Source organism: Enterobacter cloacae complex sp. IR5403, assembly GCF_049238705.1.
In the GTDB taxonomy this organism is placed as follows: domain Bacteria; phylum Pseudomonadota; class Gammaproteobacteria; order Enterobacterales; family Enterobacteriaceae; genus Enterobacter; species Enterobacter hormaechei_C.
The window spans coordinates 191,932-218,555 of the sequence record NZ_JBMKHP010000005.1; the positions used below are offsets into that span (position 1 = coordinate 191,932).

At 54.6% G+C, this 26,624-nt stretch carries 25 protein-coding genes; 13 read left to right on the forward strand and 12 right to left on the reverse strand.

Annotation, left to right across the window (positions count from 1 at the left end; all coding sequences use genetic code 11):
* Positions 1-4 precede the first annotated feature (4 nt).
* Genes ACOTW6_RS09700 through rfaD form a run of 4 tightly spaced genes read right to left on the reverse strand, consistent with a single transcriptional unit; the run spans position 5 to position 4,086 of the window.
* Positions 5-1,114 (reverse strand): glycosyltransferase family 9 protein, encoded by a 1,110-nt coding sequence (locus tag ACOTW6_RS09700; protein WP_062933127.1) that lies wholly within the window; start codon positions 1,112-1,114, stop codon positions 5-7.
* Between the two features lie 3 nt (positions 1,115-1,117).
* Complete coding sequence (gene rfaC / locus ACOTW6_RS09705; protein ID WP_062933128.1) at positions 1,118-2,101, reverse strand: lipopolysaccharide heptosyltransferase RfaC; 984 nt, start codon at positions 2,099-2,101, stop codon at positions 1,118-1,120.
* Positions 2,102-2,104: 3 nt separating this feature from the next.
* On the reverse strand, positions 2,105-3,151 hold the full coding sequence (rfaF, locus tag ACOTW6_RS09710) for an ADP-heptose--LPS heptosyltransferase RfaF (RefSeq protein WP_015570031.1): 1,047 nt from the start codon (positions 3,149-3,151) through the stop codon (positions 2,105-2,107).
* 2 nt (positions 3,152-3,153) lie between these two features.
* Positions 3,154-4,086 (reverse strand): ADP-glyceromanno-heptose 6-epimerase, encoded by a 933-nt coding sequence (gene rfaD, locus ACOTW6_RS09715; protein ID WP_062933129.1) that lies wholly within the window; start codon positions 4,084-4,086, stop codon positions 3,154-3,156.
* Positions 4,087-4,299: 213 nt separating this feature from the next.
* Here rfaD and kbl point away from each other — a divergent pair, with 213 nt between their 5' ends.
* Entirely contained in the window at positions 4,300-5,496 is a 1,197-nt protein-coding gene (gene kbl / locus ACOTW6_RS09720; protein WP_062933130.1) for a glycine C-acetyltransferase, read from the forward strand.
* Between the two features lie 9 nt (positions 5,497-5,505).
* Entirely contained in the window at positions 5,506-6,534 is a 1,029-nt protein-coding gene (gene tdh / locus ACOTW6_RS09725) for an L-threonine 3-dehydrogenase (RefSeq protein WP_017383610.1), read from the forward strand.
* Between the two features lie 27 nt (positions 6,535-6,561).
* Here the strand turns inward: tdh and ACOTW6_RS09730 are convergent, their stop codons facing one another.
* Both ACOTW6_RS09730 and ACOTW6_RS09735 read right to left on the reverse strand, forming a co-directional pair.
* Positions 6,562-7,476, reverse strand: a complete 915-nt coding sequence (locus tag ACOTW6_RS09730; protein WP_015570028.1) for a hypothetical protein — start codon at positions 7,474-7,476, stop codon at positions 6,562-6,564.
* Positions 7,477-7,491: 15 nt separating this feature from the next.
* A complete protein-coding gene (locus ACOTW6_RS09735) occupies positions 7,492-8,697 on the reverse strand; it encodes a glycosyltransferase (RefSeq protein ID WP_062933132.1) in 1,206 nt (401 codons plus the stop codon).
* A gap of 205 nt (positions 8,698-8,902) precedes the next feature.
* Between ACOTW6_RS09735 and ACOTW6_RS09740 the strand changes: the two genes are divergently transcribed.
* On the forward strand, positions 8,903-9,703 hold the full coding sequence (locus tag ACOTW6_RS09740; RefSeq protein WP_047717031.1) for a glycosyltransferase family 2 protein: 801 nt from the start codon (positions 8,903-8,905) through the stop codon (positions 9,701-9,703).
* An 11-nt stretch (positions 9,704-9,714) separates the two neighbouring features.
* On the opposite strand, the gene ACOTW6_RS09745 is transcribed toward ACOTW6_RS09740, so the two are convergent.
* Genes ACOTW6_RS09745 through gpmM form a run of 3 tightly spaced genes read right to left on the reverse strand, consistent with a single transcriptional unit; the run spans position 9,715 to position 13,488 of the window.
* Positions 9,715-10,647, reverse strand: coding sequence for a divergent polysaccharide deacetylase family protein (locus tag ACOTW6_RS09745; RefSeq protein ID WP_121478479.1), 933 nt, complete (start codon positions 10,645-10,647; stop codon positions 9,715-9,717).
* 3 nt (positions 10,648-10,650) lie between these two features.
* On the reverse strand, positions 10,651-11,910 hold the full coding sequence (gene envC / locus ACOTW6_RS09750; RefSeq protein ID WP_232961571.1) for a murein hydrolase activator EnvC: 1,260 nt from the start codon (positions 11,908-11,910) through the stop codon (positions 10,651-10,653).
* A 33-nt stretch (positions 11,911-11,943) separates the two neighbouring features.
* Complete coding sequence (gene gpmM, locus ACOTW6_RS09755; RefSeq protein ID WP_062933135.1) at positions 11,944-13,488, reverse strand: 2,3-bisphosphoglycerate-independent phosphoglycerate mutase; 1,545 nt, start codon at positions 13,486-13,488, stop codon at positions 11,944-11,946.
* 248 nt (positions 13,489-13,736) lie between these two features.
* Here gpmM and ACOTW6_RS09760 point away from each other — a divergent pair, with 248 nt between their 5' ends.
* From ACOTW6_RS09760 to cysE, 5 genes are all read left to right on the forward strand, one after another.
* Positions 13,737-14,168 (forward strand): rhodanese-like domain-containing protein, encoded by a 432-nt coding sequence (locus ACOTW6_RS09760; protein ID WP_045349553.1) that lies wholly within the window; start codon positions 13,737-13,739, stop codon positions 14,166-14,168.
* Positions 14,169-14,179: 11 nt separating this feature from the next.
* Entirely contained in the window at positions 14,180-14,431 is a 252-nt protein-coding gene (gene grxC, locus ACOTW6_RS09765; protein ID WP_003860837.1) for a glutaredoxin 3, read from the forward strand.
* Between the two features lie 31 nt (positions 14,432-14,462).
* Positions 14,463-14,930, forward strand: a complete 468-nt coding sequence (gene secB / locus ACOTW6_RS09770; protein WP_003860835.1) for a protein-export chaperone SecB — start codon at positions 14,463-14,465, stop codon at positions 14,928-14,930.
* The gene (gene gpsA / locus ACOTW6_RS09775) at positions 14,930-15,949 is read left to right on the forward strand and encodes an NAD(P)H-dependent glycerol-3-phosphate dehydrogenase (RefSeq protein ID WP_006812398.1); all 1,020 of its coding nucleotides are present in this window, start codon (positions 14,930-14,932) and stop codon (positions 15,947-15,949) included. Before secB ends, gpsA begins: the two co-directional genes overlap by 1 nt.
* A 75-nt stretch (positions 15,950-16,024) precedes the next feature.
* The gene (gene cysE, locus ACOTW6_RS09780) at positions 16,025-16,846 is read left to right on the forward strand and encodes a serine O-acetyltransferase (protein ID WP_022646641.1); all 822 of its coding nucleotides are present in this window, start codon (positions 16,025-16,027) and stop codon (positions 16,844-16,846) included.
* A gap of 54 nt (positions 16,847-16,900) precedes the next feature.
* On the opposite strand, the gene ppiC is transcribed toward cysE, so the two are convergent.
* Positions 16,901-17,182, reverse strand: coding sequence for a peptidylprolyl isomerase PpiC (gene ppiC, locus ACOTW6_RS09785; RefSeq protein WP_006812396.1), 282 nt, complete (start codon positions 17,180-17,182; stop codon positions 16,901-16,903).
* A gap of 85 nt (positions 17,183-17,267) precedes the next feature.
* Between ppiC and rep the strand changes: the two genes are divergently transcribed.
* Positions 17,268-19,292 (forward strand): DNA helicase Rep, encoded by a 2,025-nt coding sequence (gene rep / locus ACOTW6_RS09790; protein ID WP_015570023.1) that lies wholly within the window; start codon positions 17,268-17,270, stop codon positions 19,290-19,292.
* 51 nt (positions 19,293-19,343) lie between these two features.
* Here rep and gppA read toward each other — a convergent pair whose 3' ends face one another.
* Positions 19,344-20,828, reverse strand: a complete 1,485-nt coding sequence (gppA, locus tag ACOTW6_RS09795) for a guanosine-5'-triphosphate,3'-diphosphate diphosphatase (protein ID WP_064489755.1) — start codon at positions 20,826-20,828, stop codon at positions 19,344-19,346.
* Positions 20,829-20,833: 5 nt separating this feature from the next.
* Entirely contained in the window at positions 20,834-22,102 is a 1,269-nt protein-coding gene (gene rhlB, locus ACOTW6_RS09800) for an ATP-dependent RNA helicase RhlB (RefSeq protein WP_006812393.1), read from the reverse strand.
* 144 nt (positions 22,103-22,246) lie between these two features.
* Here rhlB and trxA point away from each other — a divergent pair, with 144 nt between their 5' ends.
* The 4 genes from trxA (at position 22,247) to wzzE (ending at position 26,581) form a co-directional block, all read left to right on the forward strand.
* Positions 22,247-22,576 (forward strand): thioredoxin TrxA, encoded by a 330-nt coding sequence (gene trxA / locus ACOTW6_RS09805; protein ID WP_006812392.1) that lies wholly within the window; start codon positions 22,247-22,249, stop codon positions 22,574-22,576.
* A 341-nt stretch (positions 22,577-22,917) separates the two neighbouring features.
* A complete protein-coding gene (gene rho, locus ACOTW6_RS09810; RefSeq protein WP_001054528.1) occupies positions 22,918-24,177 on the forward strand; it encodes a transcription termination factor Rho in 1,260 nt (419 codons plus the stop codon).
* Positions 24,178-24,399: 222 nt separating this feature from the next.
* Entirely contained in the window at positions 24,400-25,521 is a 1,122-nt protein-coding gene (gene wecA, locus ACOTW6_RS09815) for a UDP-N-acetylglucosamine--undecaprenyl-phosphate N-acetylglucosaminephosphotransferase (RefSeq protein WP_045324788.1), read from the forward strand.
* A 13-nt stretch (positions 25,522-25,534) separates the two neighbouring features.
* Entirely contained in the window at positions 25,535-26,581 is a 1,047-nt protein-coding gene (gene wzzE / locus ACOTW6_RS09820; RefSeq protein WP_017693953.1) for an ECA polysaccharide chain length modulation protein, read from the forward strand.
* The last annotated feature ends 43 nt before the right edge of the window (positions 26,582-26,624 follow it).

Genomic DNA, 26,624 nt, shown 5'->3' on the forward strand with positions numbered 1-26,624 from the left:
AAAATTAGTTTCCTTGAGCGTCGGTAGCGCTAGCCAGTGAGCGGGCTTTTGGTAATGTACGGATAAACTGCTGAAGATCGTGTAACGCGGAGTCAGTGACAGAGAATAGCGCTTCCCGTTCTTGCGGGAAGTAATAGCGCGTTTCAAACACATAAGAACAAATGTTATCGTCATTCCCGATCAGCATCACATTGCCAAGCGGACGCTGTTCATAGTGACAACACGGTCCAAACAGCAGGACCACCGGCACGCCGACGGCGTCTGCGATGTAGACATTCCCTGAGTCAGACGCGATATAGCAGTCCATCTTAGAAATGGCCCAGGGAAGCTCTTCCAGCGAAATTTTGCCAATAAGATTGATAAAATTGGGGATTTCACCGTAAAGACGGGTGATATCGTCCATCCACGACTGTTCGTTTGGCGCGCCGAAGACATAAAACTCGCAGGGTAAATCAGCGAGTTGATCAACAATCCGCTTCCAGATAACCGGAGGGACGGTTTTGGCTTTATTGCCCGCCGCAATACTGATGCCGATGCGGATAACGCCAGGTTTATCAAGAATGGCCGGCCAGGTCGTCGGCTTGAAGAGCGGCTTTGTGGCGTGCTTGGGAGAGTCTTGCCACGTGAGCGAGCGGTCGGCCAGTTTCAGGTAGTTCGTCACCGAAAGCGTTTTTTTGCCATGCTCAACGGTACCGTCAGCCGCGAGATAGAAAATCCCGTGGTACCACCTGCGCGTGTAAATGCTTAAAAATTGTTTGTTTTTTGCATTACAGACGGCGGCAAAAAAGAGGTTCACGCTGTTGGGCTGTAGCAGGTAGACGTTGTCGTAGCGGTTCATGATCCTGCACGCGAAGCACAGTTTACGCCACAGGTTGCGCTTATGCTGCTCGATAAAATAGATCTGCTCAATAGTCTCATCATGCTTCGCCAGCGCGCCAACGCTGCGACTGATCAACACATCGCTTTTTTGCAGCCAGGCCAGAAGAGGCGTCGCATTAATAAAGTCACCGATTTTGGCTGTCTGAATGACAAGGTTCTTGCCCGTGTCCTTTCGAAACAGCTTCCGGATGAGTTTCACCGGAAAGAGTAAAATCAGCAGAAATACATAACTCATGGGTTAAATATCCCTGTTGGAAAGCCGATGGCTGCCCTGTAAATATGAAAAAATAGCATCTGCGCTAATATCCTTCGTTTGGTGCGTAGGGCTGACCATCTGATGCTGGTTTTTACCGTAACCCCCGATCAACCCCGGATCGGTCGGGCCGAAAATCGTGATATTAGGACGATCCAGTGCGGCGGTTAAATGGCTTAACCCTGTATCCACAGAAACGACGGCGTTAGCGCCCGCCAGCTGTGCGGCAACCTGCGCCAGTGTGAGTTTGGGTAACACCTCGACATGGGAAAAACCGGCTGCCAGACGCTCCGCACGCTGCCGCTCATGTTCAGCGCCCCACGGGAGTTTAATATGGATACCGCAAGGTTGCATTAGTTCAATCAGCCTTCTCCAGTGCGTTTCCGGCCAGTGCTTATCATCGCGCGTTGTGGCATGCAGGAAGACCAGATACGGCGCGATATCCCTGTCCGTTTCGCGCAGAAAATGCTGTGCGATGGCGTAGTCACCCTGGAGGTCGGGTTTTGCATAGCCGAGACTCTTAGCGAACAGCTCGCGGGTACGTTCCACGGCGTGCTGCTGCTTCGCAATATGGTGGCGACGATTATAGAACAGGCTCGCCAGCGGTTCGCGGGCGGTTTGCCAGTCCATGCCGTGCTTTACGCCGTGCGCCAGACGCGTGACCAGCGCGGCGCTTTTCACCAGCCCCTGGGCGTCGACGATCGCGTCGTAACGCCGGGCCTGCACCGCTTCGCGGAAGGCTTTGCGTTCGGCTTTAATCTGTGCGGAGAACCACGCTTTGCGCCAGCGGCGAATGGCCACCGGGATCACGCGATCAACCGCTTCATGCCAGGTGGGGATCTGCGCGAAGCCTTCTTCCACCACCCAGTCAAAACGGATGCCGGGAATGGCCCGCATGGCGTCCGTCAGCGACGGCAGCGTATGCAGAACATCACCCATTGAGGAGGTTTTAACGATCAATACCCGCATCCGTTATCCTTCTTCGCTCAACAGCAGTGCGTTGAGTTCTTCGAGAACACGCTGCGGGGTAATGTCGATCAGGCTCTGATGGTAACCTTCTGCGGCATCGCCTTTGCGCACCTTGTGGTAGCCGGTGATCAAACGGATCACGCGCGCTTTGTGCGACAGCGGCGGCGTGAAGTCCGGGCTGCTTGGGCCATACAGCGCGACCAGCGGACGATCCAGCGCGGCGGCGACGTGCATCAGACCTGAGTCGTTGCTGACCACGGCCTTACAGGCGGCAATCAGGATAACCGCCTGCTCGAGCTGCGTTTCCCCTGCCAGGTTGCGACACCAGGCCTGTTGCTCAGTGCTCAGCGTGGCGAGAATTTCATTGCCCGCCTCATGATCTTTCGCCGAGCCAAACAGCACAATTTGATAGCCTTCGTCGATAAGTTGTTTCGCCAGCTCTGCGTAGTGATAGTGCGGCCAGCGTTTTGCCGGGCCAAACTCTGCGCCGGGGCAGAAGCCAATCATCGGGCGTTCGGACGAAATGCCAAACGCGTTGCAGGTGTGGGATTTCTCCCCATCGCTTACCTGGAGTTGCGGCCACAGCAGCGGCTGCGGCAGATCTTTCGCGCTGCGCATCACGCCTTTGTCGTAGGCCAGCGCCACGTAGCGCTCCACCATCAGCGGCCAGGCCTCTTTATCCAGCACCCGGGCGTCGTTCAGCAGGCCGTAGCGCATTTCACCGCGCCAGCCGGTACGATGCGGGATGCCCGCAAAGAAGGGCACGAGGGCGGATTTGAAGGAGTTTGGCAGCACGTACGCGCGGTCATAGCGCTTCTCACGCAGGCTGTGACCGAGTTTGCGGCGTTCACCGATTTCCAGCGCCCCGTGGCCGAGCGGCATCGGGATCGCCTCGTTCACTTCCGGCATACGCGATAACAGCGGACGGCACCATGCGGGTGCCATCACGTCGATTATCGCCTGGGGATAACGCGCCTTGAGCGTGCGATAGAGACTTTGCGACATCATCATGTCGCCCACCCATGACGGGCCGATCACCAGAATTTTCATACTTATGCGTCGCGGTTCAGCCAGGCCATATATTCCGTTACGCCTTCGGCAACGGTCTTGAACGGCTTGTCGTAGCCTGCGGCGCGCAGGTTAGTCAGGTCCGCCTGGGTGAATGCCTGGTAGCGGCCTTTCAGCTTATCCGGGAACGGAATGTACTCAATGCTGCCTTTTTTATGGTACGCCAGCGTCGCGTCTGCCACCGCCTGGAAAGATTCCGCGCGGCCGGTGCCCAGGTTGAAAATGCCGGACACGCCATTTTCCAGGAACCACAGGTTTACTGCCGCCACATCGCCCACGTAGACGAAGTCACGCTTAAAGCCGTCGCTGCCTTCGAACAGTTTCGGGCTTTCGCCGTTATTTAACTGGGTGTTCAGGTGGAACGCCACGCTCGCCATGCTGCCTTTGTGGCCTTCGCGCGGCCCGTAGACGTTGAAGTAGCGGAAGCCAACAACCTGGGAGTTTGCTTCTGGCAGGATCTGACGCACGTACTCGTCAAACAGGAACTTGGAGTAACCGTAAACGTTCAGCGGCTGCTCATATTCGCGGGATTCGATAAAATCTGAAGTGCGCCCACCATAGGTTGCCGCGGAAGAGGCGTACAGGAACGGAATTTCACGCTCCAGGCAGTAGTGCAGGAGCTCTTTGGAGTACTGATAGTTGTTATCCATCATGTACTTGCCGTCCCACTCGGTGGTGGAGGAGCACGCACCTTCGTGGAAGATGGCTTCGATCTCGCCGAACTCTTCACCCGCCATAATCTGGATAAGGAAGTCTTCTTTATCCATGTAGTCAGCGATGTTCAGATCCACCAGGTTAACGAACTTGGTGCCGTCTTTCAGGTTGTCCACCACCAGAATGTCGGTGATGCCTTTGTCATTGAGGGCCTTAACAATATTGCTGCCGATAAAGCCCGCGCCGCCAGTAACGATGATCATAACTGTAACCTTTGAAGTATGAGTCGGGGAATATCCCGAACGCTAATCTCTTTATCATATCATCACAATGCTCAGGCTTCAGCCATTCACCGATATGCAGCAGGGGTACGCGTGATTTATGCTGCAAAAACGAGAAGAGTTACTGCGTCATCTCGTCATGAACTATTGGTTTGGGTAATATGTGCCAAAATTTGCCGAGTCTGGAGAATTGCAATGCGTGGTGATTTTTACAAACAGTTAAACAGCGACCTCGACACCGCACGTGCGGAAGGGTTGTTCAAAGAAGAGCGTATTATCACGTCTGCGCAGCAGGCGGACATCACCGTTGCCGACGGCAGCCATGTGATCAACTTTTGCGCGAACAACTATTTAGGTCTTGCGAATCACCCTGAGCTAATTGCCGCGGCGAAAAACGGCATGGACACCCACGGTTTCGGTATGGCCTCCGTTCGCTTTATCTGCGGTACGCAGGACAGCCACAAGCAGCTTGAGCAAAAGTTGGCGAACTTCCTCGGAATGGAAGACGCGATTCTGTACTCCTCCTGCTTCGACGCCAACGGCGGTCTGTTTGAGACCCTGCTCGGCGCAGAAGACGCGATTATCTCCGACGCCCTGAACCACGCCTCCATCATCGACGGCGTACGCCTGTGCAAAGCGAAGCGTTTCCGCTACGCCAACAACGACATGGTGGAGCTGGAAGCGCGCCTGAAAGAGGCCCGTGAAGCAGGGGCTCGCCACGTCCTGATCGCCACCGACGGCGTGTTCTCCATGGACGGTGTGATCGCCAACCTGAAGGGCGTGTGCGATCTGGCGGATAAATACGACGCGCTGGTGATGGTGGATGACTCTCACGCGGTCGGTTTTGTCGGCGAAAACGGTCGTGGCTCCCACGAATACTGCGACGTAATGGGCCGCGTGGATATCATCACCGGTACGCTGGGCAAAGCGCTCGGCGGCGCGTCTGGCGGCTACACCGCCGCGCGTAAAGAGGTGGTCGAGTGGCTGCGCCAGCGCTCCCGCCCGTATCTGTTCTCCAACTCCCTGGCGCCGGCGATTGTGTCTGCCTCCATCAAAGTGCTGGAGATGGTGGAGTCCGGCGCTGAACTGCGCGACCGCCTGTGGTCCAACGCCCGTCTGTTCCGTGAAAAAATGAGCGCCGCAGGCTTCACCCTCGCCGGTGCTGACCACGCCATCATTCCGGTGATGCTGGGGGATGCGGTTATCGCGCAGAACTTTGCCCGCGAACTGCAAAAAGAAGGGATTTACGTGACCGGGTTCTTCTTCCCGGTGGTACCAAAAGGTCAGGCGCGTATCCGCACCCAGATGTCTGCGGCGCACTCGCCTGAACAAATTGAACGTGCGGTGGAAGCCTTTACCCGCATCGGCAAACAGCTGGGCGTAATTGCCTGAGGACGTGTGATGAAAGCGTTATCCAAACTGAAAGCGGAAGAAGGGATTTGGATGACCGACGTGCCGGAGCCGGAAGTCGGTCATAACGATCTGCTGATCAAAATTCGTAAAACCGCCATCTGCGGTACTGACGTTCACATCTACAACTGGGACCAGTGGTCACAGAAAACCATTCCGGTACCGATGGTTGTCGGTCACGAATATGTCGGCGAAGTGGTTGGCATTGGTCAGGAAGTGAAAGGCTTCAACATTGGCGATCGCGTCTCCGGTGAAGGCCACATTACCTGCGGTCACTGCCGTAACTGTCGCGGTGGGCGCACCCACCTGTGCCGCAACACCGTCGGCGTGGGCGTGAACCGTCCGGGCTGCTTCGCGGAATACCTGGTGATCCCGGCGTTTAACGCGTTCAAAATCCCGGACAATATCTCTGACGATCTGGCCTCCATCTTCGATCCGTTCGGCAACGCGGTACACACGGCGCTCTCCTTCGACCTGGTGGGTGAAGACGTGCTGGTTTCCGGCGCGGGCCCAATCGGCATTATGGCGGCAGCCGTGGCGAAGCACGTGGGTGCGCGCAACGTAGTGATCACCGACGTGAACGAATACCGCCTGTCGCTGGCGCGCAAAATGGGCGTCACCCGCGCGGTGGATGTCTCGAAAGAGAGCCTGACCGACGTGATGGAAGAGCTGGGCATGACCGAAGGCTTTGACGTGGGTCTGGAGATGTCCGGCGCGCCACCGGCGTTCCGCACCATGCTCGACACCATGAACCACGGTGGCCGTATCGCGATGCTGGGTATTCCGCCGTCAGATATGTCCATTGACTGGAACAAAGTCATCTTCAAGGGGCTGTTCATTAAGGGCATCTATGGCCGTGAGATGTTCGAAACCTGGTACAAGATGGCCGCGCTGATCCAGTCCGGTCTGGATCTGTCCCCGATTATCACTCACCGTTTCTCCATCGATGAATTCCAGCAGGGCTTTGACGCAATGCGGTCCGGCCAGTCAGGGAAAGTGATCCTGAGCTGGGATAAGTAATTAAAAAGGGGCCAGCGGCCCCTTTTTTTACTGATTCTTTTTCTCTTCGTCCGTCAGGTAACGCACCTTGCGGGTGTAGTCCTGCCCTTTGAACAGCAGTTTGTTATCCGGCGATTCCAGATACTTCTGCCATTCGGAAAGCGGGAAACCACCGTGCGCGCCAATCACCTCTTTCGGCACAACGGCTTCCTGACCGCCGATCTTCTTGGAGACCGGCCAGTTCATCCAGTCGCCCAGGTTAACCGTTTTTACATCCAGCATGTCCAGCAGCGCAGCGAGCGGCAGCTGATCGGTCGGCGGCTGCGTATCGTCCATCAGCTCCCAGGTATCCTGGAACAGCGTCAGCCACAGCGGGCAGATACGGCGCCAGGTCTTTTTGGTGGCGGCAAGAAACGCGCCGTTAACGTGATCGACCAGATACGGACGCACCGTTTCTTTATAATATGCCGGCACTTTCTCCGCTGGCGCGCCGTCCAGCTTGGCAATCATTTTGCCCTGACGGAAGCTGGAGTAGATGTGCATATCCGCCATGTTGATCTCTGGCATTTTAAGCAGGTTGAGATCGGAGTCGATCATCAGCACACCTTCACCGCGCGCCTGCAACGGAGCGTTAAGCTTCACCAGACGACTGAGGTAGATCTGCTTATAGCGGTAACCTTCTTCACGTTTTGGAAGCGTGAGGGTAACAACGCGGGTTTTTGGCGGCAGCTCGCCGAAAGCGGATTCTGGCTGATCGCTGACAATAACAATCTCGCTGACGTCGGTGGCATAACGCTCTGCAAAGGTCGCTGACAATAACGCCTCTTCGACGAAATCCGCGCCCGTACACGGGATCACAATGGAATCCACCGCAACGAGATCGCGCGTGACCGGAAGGGAAGCGTAAGGAATGTTATGACGCCCGGTAATGTGGCGGTAGCGAGCATTCAGGAATTTAAACATGTTCTTCTCGTTTGGTTATTGCGCGCCAAGAACGGCCTCGACACCGTTAACATAGCTTTCAATGGCATACATGTTGCAGACATTCTGGTGTGCGGCAGCGGCGAGCCGGGCGCGCAGAGCAGGATCCTGCCAGATATTATCCAGATGTTGAGCAAGTTGCGACACGTCGCTCCAGGGGAACAGCAGGCCGGTTGACTCATGAACGATCAATTCTGCCGTGCCGGTCACTTTTGAACCAATCACGGGAATATTCAGCAGCATCGCCTCCAGCACGACGCGCGGCAGGCCTTCGCTCTTCGAGGCCAGAATAAATGCGTCAAAGGTGGCGAGATAGTCAAAAGGCGTGTTCTGGAAACCGGTAAAAATGACGTGTTCAGCAATACCTGACGCATCAGCCTGTGCCGCCAGTGCGCCGCGCTCCGCCCCTTCACCGACCAGCACCATCTTCCATTTTGCCTGCGGGTGCCTCTGGCTGAACTGGGCCAGCGCCTCCAGCGTGTGGTGGTTGGCCTTGCGAGGGATTAGCGAGCCAATGCTGCCGAACACAAACGTGTCGTCATCAATGTTCAGGCGCTGGCGCATCGCGCGTCGGTCGGGCAAAGGCTGGTGGATGTCGATGGCGTTGTTGACCGTGGTACACAGCTCGGGCCGGACGCCATGCTGAAGTAGCACGCGTTCAACGCCGTGCGAGACGGCGATAATTTTTGTGGCATGGGTATTCACCAGCTTCACCAGCGGCGGGGTCAGCACCGGTTCAATCCGGCAGTGCTGGATTATCCGCGCATGCAGGTTTGCGCCCGCCAGATACCCTTCTTCGTTAGAGCCTGGCTGGTTGTTCATATACAGCGTATCGAAACCACCTTCTCTAAAAATAGTCTCGATCTTGCTGACGTTGGGGCGAATGCGCCACAGGGTATCGATATGCCGCGTAAATGCTTTGCGCGCCGAACGCGAGAAAAACAGCAGACCACGTCCCGCTTCTTTCAGGAGTTTTGCCCATGCCGGTTGCTTACGTTGAGGGATAACCAGTAGCGGGATCCCAATGCTATTGAGCACCTGGCCTATCGTTTCACCTTCAGCACGACTATAATCACTGTAAAAACAACAAGTAATGTCGAATTTGTCGCGGTTGATTCGCTTCAGAAGCTCAAGCATACTGTTGGTACCTCCCCCCCATTCTTTGCCCGTGTCCAGGAGGAGGATTTTACGTTTTTGCGGCATGTCTGAATCCGTATGCTACCCTTCATCTGACCGCATTATAGAGAATTTGTTGAAATAAAATAGATTTTTTGTATTTCTTTGTCTTTTTATAAGAAAACATTTTAAACACGCTTATTTTAAAAGTGTGATTTAAGACTTTAATCGCCTCTTCTCAATTAGATACTATTAGCGCAAAAATTTATGTTGTTATTGAGAGAGTGAGAATATGTTTAAAATAACGGTCTGCTTATTAACGTTTAACTCCGAAAGAACGTTGCACGATGTTATTCCTCCTCTTTTAAAAATAGCGGATGAATTCGTTGTAGTTGATTCCGGAAGTACAGACTCAACGATATATATTTGCCAGAGTTATGGATTGTCGCCCGTATTCAAAAAATATAGCTGGCACGGCGAGCAGATGAACCATGCCGTATCCCATGCGCACAACGACTGGGTGCTGTGCATGGACAGCGACGAAATACTCGATCAAGAAACCGTTGATGCTATTTTAAAATTAAAAATGGGCGATGAACCCGAACCGGATATGGCGTGGCGGATATGTCGTCACTGGTTTGTTCTGGGAGAAAATGTACGAACGATTTATCCCGTCTCATCACCGGATTATCCTGTGCGTCTTTTTAACCGTACGCAGTCGCGATTTAATAACCGGCCAGTAGACGATCAGGTTGAAGGTTTTCTCCGCTCTGAACGTATTCCAGGTTATGTCAGACATGATACGTTTCATTCGCTGCATGAACTTTTTAATAAATTAAACGGATATACCACTCGCCTGGTTCAATATCAGACGATACGTCCTTCTCTTGGCCGCGGAGCGATCAGCGCTATCGGCGCATTTTTCAAATGGTATCTGTTTAGCGGTGCCTGGCGTCAGGGAAAAGTGGGTGTGGTGACAGGGTTTTATGCCACGGCGTACAGTTTTTTGAAGTATTTCAAAGCCTGGTATCAGGATCGGGAAAAGAGAGAGTCCGTTGCAAAAGAGCAGTCGGACTCTTACATAGCAGAATAGGCGTTAGCCGATCAGGCTTTTTTTCCCCAACCCTGCCACTGTTGCTGGACGTATTTAACCAGCGTACTGCTGCTGATGCTTTCGCCAATCACCGTGAAGAAGCGGGTAGCATAGACCGGTTCAGGCGGCTTTTTCAGCGTGCAGTTCTTCACGCCGCGGAATGGATTGCGCGGCTGCGTTGCGGGTGGTTGCGCGCTACCCGGACGAGAAGTATCCACCTGAGGTTCATTGAGCAGATCGCTCGGACGCACCAGCGTGATATCGGCGGGTAAGCCCGGCAACATTTGCTGCAAAACGCGAACGGTAGACGGATGCGGATGCCCAATGGCAATCGCCGAACCGTTACGGCGCGCCAGCTGTACCGCGCGGTTGAACTGCACGCGGATATCCGCTTCGTTCTGGGAGTCGTCCAGGAATACTTTGCGCTTGATGACTTTCACGCCCGTCCCCTGAGCGGCACGCATCGCCTGGCTGTTGCCGATGGTCATGCTGTCGAGGAAATAGAGATTGTAACGCTCCAGCGCCTGCATCACTTTCAGCATACCGTACAGGCTGGAGGTCATCGCGCTGCCCATATGGTTATTCAGACCCACGGCATACGGCACTTTATTGTACGCATCGCGGATGATGCGATCGATCTCGTCGCTGCTCATGTCCGGGCGCAGAGTATCTTTTTCCAGCGGCTGCTTGCTGAGGGGGGCCATCGGCAGATGGATGAGGACCTGATGGCCGCCATTGTGCGCTTTGGTCGCCATTTCATGCGCGTGAGGCGCATTAGGCAGGACGGCGACAGAGATGGCTGGCGGCATCGCCAGCACCTGATTTTCATAGTGTGGTCGGTAACCGAAGTCATCAATCACAATCGCGAGTTTGCCTGCATAAACCGGTACAGCCAGCGCCAGTGCGCTGACTACGGAAAAAACAATTCGACGAAATTGAAGCAAAACCTATCTTCCCAACCACGGCTGTGGATTGACCGCCTGACCCTGACGACGAATTTCGAAATAGAGTGACGGGCGGCCCTGACCGCCACTGCTGCCCACAAGGGCAATGGGTTGACCCGCGCGCACCTGAGTGCCCACGCTGACCAGCGCGCTCTGGTTGTAGCCGTAAAGACTCATGTCGCCTTTACCGTGTTCAACCACCACCACGAGCCCGTAACCCTGTAGCCAGTCGGCCAGGATCACGCGGCCATCGGCGATGGCTTTCACTTCGCTACCTTCAGACGCACCGATAACGATCCCCTTCCAACGTAGCTCACCCTGCAACTGTTCGCCATAGCGATGCAGGATCGTACCGCGAACGGGCCAGTAAGCCTGACCACGCGGGGAGCCGAGGCCGCCGGTACGCGACATCAGGGAACGTTCATTTTCAGTCGGTTTGTAGGTGGTGCCTTTCCGGGAGGCTTCCTGCTGCTTATTACGCACCGCCTGCGCTTCGCGCGCTTCTTTTTCGGCGCGCGCTTTGGCCGCGGCTTCTGCCCGGGCAATGCTGTTACGCAGTCTGGATTCGTTGGCGCGCATTTCGCTCAGCTGGCTTTGTCCTTCCTGGATAGAGGACTCCAGCCCGGCGAGCGTCTTCTTACGCTCATTGCGCGCCTGCTCAAGCTTCTCCTGCTGCGCCTGCTGATCGTAGAGCAGCGTTTGCTGCTGGCTCTGCTTCTCTTCCAGCTCGGCTTTTTGCGTGGTGACTTCTTCGCGCGTCTGTTTCAGCTGCGCAATGGTCTCCTGTCGCGCCTGGTTAAGATAGCCGAAATAGGCCTGTAAACGCTGACCTCGCTGGCTCTCTTCACCGCTGAGGATCAGCTGAAGGCCTGTGTGCTCACCCTGACGGAAAGCGGCATCAAGCTGTGCAGCAAGGTTCCGCTCCTGGGCATCGCGCTGACGCTCCAGTTTCGCAATCGACGCGTTCATTTCATCGATTTGCTTATTGAGCTGGGCAAGGGTGTTTTGTGTTTCACGCAGCTTACGCGCGGCGGCGGAAATGGCCTCTTCCTGCTTTTTAAGCTGGGCGAGCAGGGTGGCGCGCTGCTGTTGCTGCTGACGCACCGCACGCTCTTTGGCGGCGATATCGGCCTGAATGGATTTAAGCTGATCGCGGTCATCCGCGTGGGCGGATGCGGCGCACAGCAATACGCCAGCGCTGAGTGCGCTGGCGCAAAGCAGAGGTCTGACTGATAACCGAAGCGGCTTCACGACCCATGTGATTGAAAAAATCGCCTTTCCCCTCATGGGGAGCGATTATTCCACGATGAACAGCGGCTTGCCAGTCATCTCTTCAGGGATTTCCATACCCATCAGCGACAACATGGTTGGCGCGATGTCGGAAAGCTTGCCGCCTTCCACAGCTTTCACTGATTTATCACCCACATAAATCAGTGGAACAGGCAGGTTGGTATGGGCGGTATGCGCCTGACCGGTTGCCGGGTCACGCATCTGTTCTGCGTTACCGTGGTCAGCGGTGATCAGCAGTTGGCCGCCTACGGATTCAACCGCCTTCGCAACCTGCTCAACGCAGTGGTCCAGCGCTTCAACCGCTTTAACGGCTGCTTCCATCACGCCGGTGTGGCCCACCATGTCGCCATTCGGATAGTTACAGATGATGGTGTCGTATTTACCGCTTTCGATCGCGGCCACCAGTTTTTCGGTCAGCTCCGCAGAGCTCATTTCTGGCTGGAGATCGTAAGTGGCGACTTTCGGCGAGTTAATCAGGATGCGGTCTTCGCCTTCAAACGGCTCTTCTACGCCACCGTTAAAGAAGAAGGTCACGTGCGCATACTTCTCAGTTTCGGAGATGCGCAGCTGCGTTTTATCGTTTTTCGCCATCCACTCGCCGAAGGTATTTTCCAGGGAAGCGGGTGGATACGCGCATGGCGCTTTGATATCCGCTGCATATTCGGTCAACTGGATGAAATCGATCTTCGCCACTTTCTTACGGGCGAAACCGTCGAAATCGCTGTTGACGAAGGCGCGGGTGATTTCGCGCGCGCGGTCAGCACGGAAGTTCATGAAGATCAGCGCATCGCCATCTTCCATGGCGGCATCGGCCTGGCCTTCAGCGCGGATCACGGTTGCCTTCACAAATTCGTCGTTTTCATCACGCGCGTAAGCCGCTTCCAGGCCTTCAACGGCGGTCGGGAACTGGAACTCGCCTTTTGCCAGGGTCAGCAGATCATAGGCTTGCTCAACGCGGTCCCAGCGGTTGTCACGGTCCATGGCATAGTAACGGCCAATGATGGACGCCACGCGGCCTTTGCCCATTGCGGCAAATTTATCTTCAAACGCTTCAAGAGAACCTTTTGCGCTGCGTGGCGGCGTATCTCGACCATCCAGGAAGGCGTGCAGATAGATTTTTTCCGCACCGCGCTCGGCGGCCAGTTCTACCATCGCCATGATGTGATCTTCGTGGCTGTGAACGCCGCCCGCAGAGAGCAGACCCATAATGTGAACGGCCTTGCCTGCGGCAACGGCTTTATCAACCGCTCCGGTGAGCGTTGGGTTGGCAAAGAATGTACGTTCTTTGATTTCAACGTCCAGGCGCGTCAGGTCCTGATAAACGATACGGCCCGCACCCAGGTTAACGTGACCCACTTCAGAGTTGCCCATCTGACGATCCGGCAGACCCACTTCCAGGCCAGACGCATCAATCAGGGTGTGGGGACGTTTTGCCCATAGCGCATCCATAACCGGGGTTTTGGCGTTGAAAATGGCGTTATCCTGTTGATCTTCACGGTAGCCATAGCCATCCAGAATCACCAGTACCATAGGTTTTTTAGAAACCGACATTGCGACAACCTCATGCTCAAGAGACAAAAAATTTGCGTAATTTTACTACAGCTGAATCGATAAAATAGCCGCAGAAGATCAAAGAAAGCGCGGGGGCAAGGCTGTTCTCAGGCCATTTTGAGGCTTTTTTTACGTGGCATGCCGCAGAAAATAGATTAGCTTTATGTCGCTGGCTGTATTTGCCACAGCGCACAGGTATACTCCTGTCCTGGTTTTTTTAATCACTTAGTCGGGAGTTGTTACCCCCCATGCAAGAAATTATGCAATTCGTTAGCCGCCACCCGGTTCTGAGCATCGCGTGGATTGGCCTGCTGGTCGCTGTACTGTTCACCACATTTAAGGGACTGACGTCTAAAATTAAGGTGATCACCCGCGGTGAAGCGACACGTCTGATCAACAAAGAGGACGCCGTGGTTGTCGATCTGCGTCAGCGCGACGATTTCCGCAAGGGCCACATCGCAGGTGCTATCAACCTGCTGCCAGCGGAAATTAAAGCGAACAACATTGGTGAGCTGGAGAAGCATAAAGCCCAGCCGATTATTGTTGTTGACGGCACTGGCATGCAGGCGCAGGAATCTGCCAACGCACTGCATAAAGCAGGCTTTGAAAACGTAATGGTGCTGAAAGAAGGCATCTCCGGATGGAGCGGGGAGAATCTTCCTTTAGTGCGCGGTAAATAAGGAGTTAAGTGATGGCCAATATTGAGATCTACACCAAAGCAACGTGCCCGTTCTGCCACCGAGCGAAAGCGCTGCTGTCCAGCAAAGGCGTAACGTTCAAGGAACTGCCGATCGATGGTGACGCGATTAAACGCGAAGAGATGATCCAACGCAGTGGTCGCACAACGGTTCCACAGATTTTTATTGATGCGCAGCACATTGGCGGCTGTGATGACTTGTATGCGCTCGACGCCCGTGGTGGACTCGATCCGCTGCTGAGCTAGAGACTTTAGGACAATTAAAAAGGGTTTTTCCATGTCAGAACAAAATAACACCGAGATGACTTTCCAGATCCAGCGCATCTACACCAAGGATGTCTCTTTCGAAGCGCCAAATGCGCCGCACGTTTTCCAGAAAGACTGGCAGCCAGAGGTTAAACTTGATCTGGATACCGCATCCACCCAGCTGGCGGATGATGTGTATGAAGTCGTACTGCGTGTCACCGTGACTGCCTCTCTGGGCGAAGAAACTGCATTCCTGTGCGAAGTTCAGCAGGGCGGTATCTTCTCCATCGGCGGCATCGAAGGCAACCAGATGGCACATTGCCTGGGTGCATACTGCCCGAACATCCTGTTCCCGTATGCGCGTGAATGCATTACCAGCCTGGTTTCTCGCGGTACATTCCCGCAACTGAACCTTGCGCCAGTAAACTTTGATGCGCTGTTCATGAACTATCTACAGCAGCAGGCTGGCGAAGGTGCCGAACAACATCAGGATGCCTGATGAGCACTGTTAATGCGTCAATGACTGTGATCGGTGCCGGCTCTTACGGCACCGCTCTTGCCATCACGCTGGCAAGAAATGGTCACGACGTGGTCCTGTGGGGCCACGATCCAAAACATATCGCGACGTTGCAACACGACCGCTGCAACGTGGCGTTTCTCCCGGACGTTCCGTTCCCTGACTCTCTGTATCTGGAAAGCGACCTCGCGACCGCGCTGGCGGCCAGCCGCAATATTTTGATTGTGGTGCCAAGCCACGTGTTTGGCGAAGTCCTGCGTCAGATTAAGCCGCTGATGCGTGCGGATGCGCGTATTGTATGGGCGACGAAGGGGCTGGAAGCGGAAACCGGACGTCTGTTGCAGGACGTTGCCCGCGAAGCGCTGGGAACCGCGATCCCGCTGGCGGTGATCTCGGGGCCGACGTTTGCCAAAGAGCTGGCTGCGGGCTTGCCGACGGCGATTTCGCTGGCGTCCACCGACCAGGCATTTTCCGACGATCTTCAGCAACTGCTGCACTGCGGCAAAAGCTTCCGCGTGTACAGCAACCCCGATTTTATCGGCGTGCAGCTGGGCGGCGCGGTGAAGAACGTCATTGCCATCGGGGCCGGGATGTCTGACGGCATCGGTTTCGGCGCGAATGCGCGTACTGCGCTGATCACCCGTGGCCTGACCGAAATGTCCCGCCTGGGCGAAGCGCTGGGTGCCGATCCGGCCACCTTTATGGGAATGGCAGGGCTGGGCGACCTGGTGCTGACCTGCACCGATAACCAGTCGCGTAACCGCCGCTTTGGCATGATGCTCGGACAGGGCAGCGATGTAAAAAGCGCGCAGGAGAAGATTGGTCAGGTGGTTGAAGGCTATCGCAATACCAAGGAAGTTCGCGAACTGGCGCACCGTTTCGGTGTTGAAATGCCAATAACCGAGGAAATTTATCAGGTATTGTATTGCGGAAAAAATGCGCGCGAGGCAGCATTGACCTTATTAGGTCGTGCGCGCAAGGACGAGCGCAGCAGCAATTAGCCGGGAAGTATCGTCACCTGAATGACCCAGCCAGCGCAGAACTGGCTGGTCATTAACTATCGTCTGGAGCAAGCAATGCCGTGTGAAGAACTGGATATCGTCTGGAATAATATTAAAGCCGAAGCCCGAGCTTTGGCCGACTGTGAGCCCATGCTGGCCAGTTTCTATCACGCGACGCTACTCAAGCACGAAAATCTCGGCAGCGCCCTGAGCTATATGCTCGCCAATAAACTGGCTTCCCCTATCATGCCTGCTATTGCCATTCGCGAGGTGGTGGAAGAGGCCTACGCCGCAGATCCGGAGATGATTGCTTCTGCCGCCTGCGACATCCAGGCCGTGCGCACGCGTGACCCGGCGGTGGATAAATATTCCACGCCGCTGCTGTATCTCAAAGGCTTCCATGCCTTACAGGCGTACCGCATCGGCCACTGGTTATGGAATGAGGGACGCCGCGCGCTGGCCATCTTCCTGCAAAACCAGGTGTCCGTGACCTTCCAGGTCGATATTCACCCGGCGGCGAAAATTGGCCGCGGGATCATGCTCGATCACGCCACCGGCATTGTTGTCGGGGAAACGGCGGTGATCGAAGATGACGTGTCGATCCTGCAATCCGTTACGCTGGGCGGTACCGGTAAAACCAGCGGCGATCGCCATCCGAAAATTCGTGAAGGGGTGATGATTGGCGCGGGTGCTAAAATCCTCGGCAATATTGAAGTCGGACGCGGCGCGAAGATTGGCGCGGGGTCGGTTGTGCTCCAGCCTGTACCGCCGCACACCACCGCCGCTGGCGTCCCGGCGCGCATCGTCGGTAAGCCAGACAGTGATAAGCCGTCGATGGATATGGATCAGCACTTCAACGGTATTCACCACACCTTCGAATACGGCGACGGTATCTGAACGCCGGAACACCTAAATAAAAAAGCCCGGTGAGTCAATGCACCGGGCTTTTGATTAGTTGCGGTATAACACTTTGATAATGTGATAGCCGAATTGTGTGTGCAGTGGGCCAGTTGGCTCCAGCACCGGGCAGGAGAAGACCACTTTATCAAACGCCGGGACCATCTGGCCCTGGCGGAACTCGCCTAAGTCACCACCGCGTTTGCCTGACGGGCAAATCGAGTGTTTCTTCGCCAGTTTGCCGAAGTCGGCGCCGTTTTTAATCTGTTCGAGCAGATCCTGTGCCAGTTTCTCTTCTTTAACAAGGATATGCAGTGCTGCTGCTGTTTTTGCCATGATCGTGCCTTGAGTCGACTAGTTTACGATCGGTATACTACCACGCGTTTTTCCTCCTCTCCCGACTTTCATTGAGTGACCATTTATGCGTTTAAACCCCGGACAACAACAAGCTGTCGAATTCGTCACCGGACCCTGCCTGGTGCTGGCGGGAGCGGGCTCCGGTAAAACACGCGTGATCACCAACAAAATCGCCCACTTAATTCGGGGTTGTGGATACCAGGCGCGCCATATCGCGGCGGTCACCTTTACCAACAAAGCGGCGCGTGAGATGAAAGAGCGCGTCGGCCAGACGCTGGGCCGTAAAGAGGCGCGCGGGCTGATGATCTCCACCTTCCACACGCTGGGTCTGGATATCATCAAGCGCGAATACGCGGCGCTGGGCATGAAGTCCAACTTTTCTCTCTTTGATGACACCGACCAGGTGGCGCTGCTTAAAGAGCTGACGGAAGGGCTGATCGAAGATGACAAAGTGCTGTTGCAACAGCTGATCTCGACGATCTCGAACTGGAAAAACGATCTGATGACGCCGGCCCAGGCAGCGGCAAGCGCTAAAGGCGAGCGCGACCGCATCTTTGCCCACTGCTACGGTCTGTACGACGCGCATATGAAAGCCTGCAACGTCCTGGATTTCGACGATCTGATCCTGCTGCCGACGCTACTGCTTCAGCGGAATGAAGAGGTGCGCGAGCGCTGGCAGAACAAAATTCGTTACCTGCTGGTGGATGAATACCAGGATACCAACACCAGCCAGTACGAGCTGGTGAAGCTGCTGGTAGGGCAGCGTGCACGCTTTACCGTCGTAGGCGATGACGATCAGTCGATTTACTCCTGGCGTGGCGCACGTCCGCAAAACCTGGTGCTACTGAGCAAAGACTTCCCGGCGTTGCAGGTAATTAAACTGGAGCAGAACTACCGTTCCTCCGGGCGTATCCTGAAGGCGGCGAACATCCTGATTGCCAATAACCCGCACGTCTTTGAGAAGCGCCTGTTCTCCGAACTGGGTTACGGCACCGAGCTGAAAGTGCTAAGCGCCAACAACGAAGAGCACGAAGCGGAGCGCGTAACGGGCGAGCTGATTGCCCATCACTTCGTCAACAAAACTGAATACAAGGATTACGCGATCCTCTATCGCGGAAACCACCAGTCGCGCGTCTTTGAAAAGATGCTGATGCAGAACCGCATTCCCTACAAAATCTCCGGCGGTACGTCGTTCTTTTCGCGTCCGGAAATCAAGGATCTGCTGGCCTATCTGCGCGTGCTGACCAACCCGGATGACGACAGCGCTTTCCTGCGCATCGTGAATACGCCGAAACGCGAGATCGGCTCTGCGACGCTGCAAAAGCTGGGTGAATGGGCGATGACCCGCAACAAAAGCCTGTTCACCGCCAGCTTTGATATGGGGCTGAGCCAGACCCTGACCGGGCGCGGCTATGACGCCTTAACCCGCTTTACCCACTGGCTGGGTGAGGTGCAGCGTCTGGCAGAGCGCGAGCCGGTGGCAGCTGTGCGCGATCTGATCCACGGCATTGATTACGAATCCTGGTTGTATGAAACCTCCGCCAGCCCGAAAGCGGCAGAGATGCGGATGAAAAACGTTAACCAGCTCTTCAGCTGGATGACCGAAATGCTTGAAGGCTCTGAGATTGACGAGCCCATGACCCTGACGCAGGTGGTCACCCGCTTCACGCTGCGCGATATGATGGAGCGCGGCGAAAGCGAAGAAGAGGCCGATCAGGTTCAGCTGATGACGTTACATGCCTCGAAAGGGCTGGAGTTCCCGTATGTCTATCTGGTGGGGATGGAAGAGGGCTTATTGCCGCACCAGAGCAGCATTGATGAAGATAACGTCGACGAAGAGCGCCGTCTGGCCTACGTGGGGATCACCCGTGCGCAGAAAGAGCTGACGTTTACGCTGTGCAAAGAGCGCCGTCAGTATGGTGAGCTGGTGCGCCCGGAGCCGAGCCGTTTTCTGCTGGAGTTGCCTCAGGACGATCTTATCTGGGAGCAGGAGCGTAAAGTCATAACCGCTGAAGAGCGTATGCACAAAGGGCAGGCAAACGTGGCAAACATTCGCGCGATGCTGGCAAAAGCCAAAGAGAAGGGATAACTATTTGCAGGCCGGGTAAGGCAAAGCCGCCACCCGGCACGCTTCAAAGGGTCACTTCACATCAAGCGCCCAGTGCACATAGCTCTGCCACTGGTACTCCTGCTCAATCAGTTCCGCCCCAAGCGGATGATCCTCAAGCCAGTTTTCCGGCAGCGTCAGCGTCAGTTTCTCATCGTCTGCCGCCAGCGTAATGGCGGGCAGCAAATCATCACGACGCCGACTGGCAAACAGGATCGCCAGCCGAAGCAGACGACACAGATGCTCCGCCACGCGCGGCGGCACAGCGTTCTGCTGGTGAAGGGAAGAGAGATCGACGGCGTTAGTCTGATTCAGCAGCAGGGTGGCCAGCAGCTTCTTCTGGGCGGGCGTATAGCCCGGCAAATCGAGATTACGCACCAGCCAGGCCGCGTGCAGCGGTGCCTGCTTGTACTCCACGCTGAGACCAATTTCATGTAGCGCACAGGCGCTTAGCAACAGATCGCGGCTTAACGGTTCAATATCCCAGCTTTTTTTCACCTGATCGGCAAACAGTGAGGCGAGTTGACTCACTCTCTGTGCCTGGTCGATATCCACAATAAAGCGGCGCTGAACGTTACGCAGCGTACGGCTACGGATGTCCTGATCGACCGACTGGTGCAGCATTCCGTAGACCAGACCTTCGCGCAGCGCACCGCCTGCCAGAGTCATACACTGGATATTCAGTTCAGTAAAAATGGCGATCAGAATGGCGAGCCCACTGGGGAAAACCAGAGCGCGTTCGAGCGTCAGCCCTTCTATTTCAAGCTCTTCCAGACGACCACACTGGATGGCGCGCTGTTTAAGCTGCTGGAGTTTGGCAAGCGTGATCCGCTCGTCCATTCCCTGTGCCATCATGATTTCCTGCAACGCCTGAACGGTCCCGGACGCGCCGACACACACTTTCCAGCCGTGATAGCGCAGTTCGTCCATGACCGGGCGCAGGACCGCGCGCGCCGCGTTTTCCGCCTCGTCAAAATTCTCTTTGGCAAGGTTTCGATCGGTAAAGTAGCGTTCCAGCCAGGTCACACAGCCCATCGACAGGCTGAAGAGCGACGTCGCCTGCGCGCCTGTACCCGTGACCAGTTCGGTACTGGCACCACCGATATCGACCACCAGACGGCGATCGTCGCCGCCGGTCGTGTGCGCCACACCCTGATAAATCAGACGCGCTTCTTCTTCACCGCTGATGACCTGCACCGGACAGCCCAGAATTTCCTGTGCTCTGGCAATGAAATCGCCAGCGTTAACCGCCAGACGAAGGGTCGCCGTGGCAACAACGCGAATTTGACTGAGCGGGATATCCTGCAAACGTTCTGCAAACAGACGCAGACACTGCCAGCCACGTTCCATGGCTTCCGGGGAGAGGTGATTGTCGCTGCTCAGGCCCGCCGCGAGGCGGACCTTGCGCTTAATGCGCGTCAGCGTTTGTATGCTTCCCGCCACCTCGCGCACAACCAGCATATGAAAACTATTCGAACCGAGATCAATTGCCGCATAAAGCGAGGTGGAGCTGAGCATATTTTTTAACCTGAACGACGACGATTACGCGGTGCACCGCCGGAACGACGCGGACCATTGCCGGAGCGTGGACGGGTAAGGCGCTTAGGTGGCGGCAGCTCGCTCAACAGCGCGTCCGGATTGTATTTGCTCTGTGGAATAGAGTGACCGATGTAGGTCTCAATGGCCGGAAGATTCAGCGCATACTCTTCACACGCAAGGCTGATGGAGTGACCGCTTGCGCCGGCACGACCGGTACGACCGATACGGTGTACGTAGTCTTCACAGTCATCTGGCAGGTCATAGTTAAAGACGTGCGTCACGGCTGGAATGTGCAGGCCACGGGCCGCCACGTCGGTCGCGACCAGAATATCAAGGTCGCCACGAGTAAATTCGTCGAGAATGCGCAGGCGTTTTTTCTGCGCCACGTCGCCGGTCAGCAGGCCCACACGGTGCCCATCTGCCGCCAGGTGACCCCAGATATCTTCACAGCGGTGTTTGGTGTTCGCGAAGATAATCGCGCGATCCGGCCACTCTTCTTCGATCAGGGTTTGCAGCAGGCGCATTTTCTCTTCATTAGAAGGATAGAAAAGCTCTTCTTTAATGCGGTGCCCGGTTTTCTGCTCCGGTTCTACTTCCACATATTCCGCATTGTTCATCTGCTCGAATGCGAGTTCACGTACGCGGTATGACAGGGTTGCGGAGAACAGCATGTTCAGACGCTGGTTTGCCGCAGGCATACGGCGGAACAGCCAGCGGATGTCTTTAATGAAGCCCAGATCGTACATGCGGTCTGCTTCATCCAGCACCACGACCTGGATTGCGCCGAGGTTGATATGGTTCTGTTTGGCGTAGTCGATAAGACGGCCAGTGGTCCCAATCAGGATATCGACGCCGCTTTCCAGCACTTTCAGCTGTTTATCGTAGCCGTCGCCGCCATAGGCCAGGCCAAGTTTCAGGCCGGTGGCTTGCGCCAGGGGCTCAGCGTCTGCGTGGATCTGTACCGCCAGTTCTCGCGTCGGGGCCATAATTAGCGCGCGCGGCTGGTTAACTTTGCGGTCTGCAATCGCCGGGTGAGAAAGTAAATAATGAAACGTTGACGTTAAAAACGCCATCGTTTTGCCAGTACCGGTTTGCGCCTGCCCTGCAACGTCGCGACCGGCCAGCGTCAGCGGCAGGGCGAGAGCCTGAATGGGCGTGCAGTTATGAAACCCTTTAGTTTCAAGGGCTTCGATCACCTTTGGGTGCAGGGCGAAGTCGGAAAACTTCTGTTCTGTTAAATGTGTTTTGCTCATAGTGTGGTAGAATATCAGCTTACTATTGCTTTACGAAAGCGTATCCGGTGAAATAAAGTCAACCTTTAGTTGGTTAATGCGACATCAACACGTCGTTGGTGGAGACAAAACCAACGTACCAGGCTTATTCCTGTGGAGTTATATATGAGCGATAAAATTATTCACCTGACTGACGACAGTTTTGACACGGACGTACTTAAAGCTGACGGGCTGATCCTCGTTGATTTCTGGGCTGAATGGTGTGGTCCTTGCAAAATGATCGCTCCGATTCTGGATGAAATCGCTGACGAATATCAGGGCAAACTGACCGTTGCCAAGCTGAACATCGACCAGAACCCGGGCACCGCGCCAAAATACGGTATCCGTGGCATCCCGACCCTGCTGCTGTTCAAGAACGGTGACGTGGCGGCGACCAAAGTGGGCGCACTGTCCAAAGGTCAACTGAAAGAGTTCCTGGACGCTAACCTGGCGTAAGGTTTCTCAGCTGAGCGTCCAGAGCGCCTAATTAACGGCGAGATCTGGACGCCCGGCTTTAGTCGTGCTAAGTTAGCTATGACTACGTTTTAAACATATCTTGTTGTTTGAATCTTGTTTTACCCGATACTTCCCGTTGTTAACTTAAACAGTGCGTGAAGTTGCTAGATTCCGGGCTTGTCACTCAATCCGTCTTGTCGTTTCAGTTCTGCGTTCTTTCCCTGTGACCAGACAGCGAACAGACATGAGGTGATGGCCGCTAAACAGGCATGGATGACCCTGCCATACCATTCACAACATTAAGTTCGAGAATCACCCCGAGTTTAAGAACCCACACCATTATGAATCTTACCGAATTAAAGAATACGCCGGTTTCTGAGCTGATCACTCTCGGCGAAAATATGGGACTGGAAAACCAGGCTCGTATGCGCAAGCAGGACATCATTTTCGCCATCCTGAAGCAGCACGCTAAGAGTGGCGAAGATATCTTTGGCGACGGTGTGCTGGAGATACTGCAAGACGGATTTGGTTTCCTCCGCTCCGCAGACAGCTCCTACCTCGCCGGCCCTGACGACATCTACGTATCCCCTAGCCAAATCCGCCGTTTCAACCTCCGCACTGGTGACACCATTTCAGGTAAGATTCGTCCTCCAAAAGAGGGTGAACGCTACTTTGCGCTGTTGAAGGTTAACGAAGTTAACTACGACAAACCGGAAAACTCCCGCAATAAGATCCTGTTCGAGAACTTAACGCCGCTGCACGCGAACTCTCGTCTGCGCATGGAGCGTGGTAACGGGTCTACTGAAGACTTAACTGCGCGTGTGCTGGATCTGGCATCGCCAATTGGTCGTGGCCAGCGTGGTCTGATTGTGGCGCCGCCAAAAGCCGGTAAAACCATGCTGCTGCAAAACATCGCGCAGAGCATTGCTTACAACCATCCAGACTGTGTGCTGATGGTGCTGCTGATTGACGAACGTCCGGAAGAAGTGACCGAGATGCAGCGTCTGGTGAAAGGGGAAGTGGTTGCGTCTACCTTCGACGAGCCTGCTTCTCGCCACGTTCAGGTTGCGGAAATGGTTATCGAGAAGGCGAAACGCCTGGTTGAGCACAAGAAAGACGTGATCATCCTGCTCGACTCCATCACCCGTCTGGCGCGTGCCTACAACACCGTGGTGCCAGCTTCCGGTAAAGTACTGACCGGTGGTGTGGATGCCAACGCCCTGCATCGTCCGAAGCGTTTCTTCGGTGCGGCGCGTAACGTGGAAGAGGGCGGTAGCCTGACCATTATCGCGACGGCGCTGATCGATACCGGCTCCAAAATGGACGAGGTTATCTACGAAGAGTTCAAAGGTACAGGCAACATGGAACTGCACCTTTCTCGTAAAATCGCAGAAAAACGCGTCTTCCCGGCGATCGACTACAACCGTTCCGGTACCCGTAAAGAAGAGCTGCTTACCACTCAGGAAGAGCTTCAGAAAATGTGGATCCTGCGTAAAATCATCCATCCAATGGGCGAAATCGACGCAATGGAATTCCTCATTAACAAACTGGCGATGACCAAAACGAACGACGATTTCTTCGACATGATGAAACGCTCGTAACGCAAATAATCCCAGTAAACGCCACGTTTTTACGTGGCGTTTTTTATTTATGGACTATACGCTATTACCATACACTCCCAATTTTGACCGGTCGGTGCGAGAATGAGATAATTCGCACAGTAAAAATATTAATAGCTTGAATAATAAACAAATGGGTCGCAAGAGGTATGCTTTATGCCTTCTGGCTTGATGCCATCATGGTTATACTTCTTTGACTAACATATGTTGAGAACATCCATTGTGAACCTATTCGATACGTTTGCTGAACTAACCAGTATTTTTTTGTTTACTACTTGCTTTCTTTTTTTCGCGCGCAAGGTGGCAAAGTATCTGGGGTTAGTGGATAAACCCAATTTTCGTAAACGGCATCAGGGTATGATCCCCTTGGTGGGTGGTATCTCCGTTTTTGCAGGTGTCTGTTTCACTTTTGCTATCGCTGATTACTATATCCCTCATGCAAGGTTATACCTCAGCTGCGCGGCGGTTCTGGTTATTGTGGGGGCACTGGATGATCGTTACGATATCAGTGTAAAAATTCGAGCTCTCGTACAGGCTGCTGTTGGTATTGCCATGATGGTGGCAGCAAAACTTCACTTGAGCAGCCTTGGTTACATTTTTGGTTCCTGGGAGATGGTGCTCGGACCATTTGGTTACTTCCTCACACTCTTTGCCGTATGGGTTTCAATCAATGCCTTTAATATGGTCGATGGGATAGATGGTTTATTGGGCGGATTATCTTGTGTCTCATTTGCTGCTATTGGCATTATCCTATGGTTTGATAGTCAATACAGCCTGGCAATGTGGTGTTTCGCCATGATTGCGGCCATTCTACCCTACATCCTGTTAAATCTTGGGGCGCTGGGCCGTCGCTATAAAGTCTTTATGGGCGACGCGGGTAGCACATTGATTGGTTTCACTATTATCTGGATCTTGTTGGAAACTACGCAGGGTAAAACTCACCCTATCAGCCCGGTAACGGCTCTCTGGATTATCGCCATCCCGCTGATGGACATGGTCGCTATTATGTACCGCCGTCTGCGTAAAGGGATGAGCCCGTTTTCTGCCGATAGGCAACATATTCATCACCTGATTATGCGCGCCGGCTTCACGTCTCGTCAGGCATTTGTGTTGATTACGCTTGCGGCTGCTATTCTGGCTGCGATTGGCGTTGCCGCGGAATACGCACATTTCATTCCTGAATGGGTAATGTTGGTATTATTCTTGCTAGCATTTTTCATGTACGGTTACTGCATCAAGCGTGCATGGAAAGTCGCGCGTTTTATTAAACGTTTAAAACGCAGGATGCGTCGGAACAGTGGCAAAAACACAACATTAACTAAGTAAAACCGGGACTATGATGACTCAACCGTTGGCGGGAGCGAAATCAGTGGGCACTGAGAACGAGCTGGATATTCGTGGTTTGTTTCGCGTGTTATGGCAGGGCAAACTGTGGATTGTGGGGATTGCCCTGGGGTTCGCGCTGTTAGCGCTTGCCTACACCTTCTTTGCAAAACAAGAGTGGAGCGCCACGGCGATCACAGACCGACCAACGGTGAATATGCTTGGAGGCTACTACTCCCAGCAGCAATTCCTGCGTAATCTTGATATCAAGGCCAATCTGGCGACCCCGGATCAGGCCTCGGTGATGGATGAATCCTACAAAGAGTTTGTGATGCAGCTGGCGTCGTGGGATACACGTCGCGATTTCTGGTCCCAGACGGACTATTACAAGCAGCGCATGGTCGGTAACAGCAAAGCGGATGCCGCGCTGCTGGATGACCTGATTAATAACATTCAGTTTATGCCTGGCGATGTGCTTCGTAACGTTAGCGACAGCGTGAAGCTGATTGCGGAAACGGCGCCGGACGCCAACAACCTGTTGCGTCAGTACGTTGCTTTTGCCAGCCAGCGCGCGGCCAGTCATCTGAATGACGAGCTGAAAGGCGCCTGGGCTGCGCGTACTATTCAGATGAAAGCGCAGGTCAAACGTCAGGAAGAGGTCGCTAAGGCCATCTTCGCCCGTCGCGTGCATAATATTGAGCAGGCGCTGAAGATTGCGGAACAGCACAATATTTCCCGTAGCGAAACGGATGTTCCGGCTGACGAACTCCCGGATTCAGAAATGTTCCTTCTTGGTCGCCCAATGCTTCAGGCGCGTCTGGAAAATATCCAGGCCGTTGGCCCTGACTTTGACCTTGATTACGACCAAAACCGCGCCATGCTCAATACGCTCAACGTCGGTCCAACGCTGGACCCGCGTTTTCAGACCTATCGTTATTTAAGAACGCCTGAAGAGCCTGTAAAACGCGATAGTCCGCGTCGCGCATTCCTGATGATCATGTGGGGGATTGTGGGCGCACTGACTGGCGCTGGCGTAGCGTTATTGCGTCGCCGCACAAACTAAGAACGCCGTCTACGATGAAGGCTGCGGCCTTCATCGTCTAATC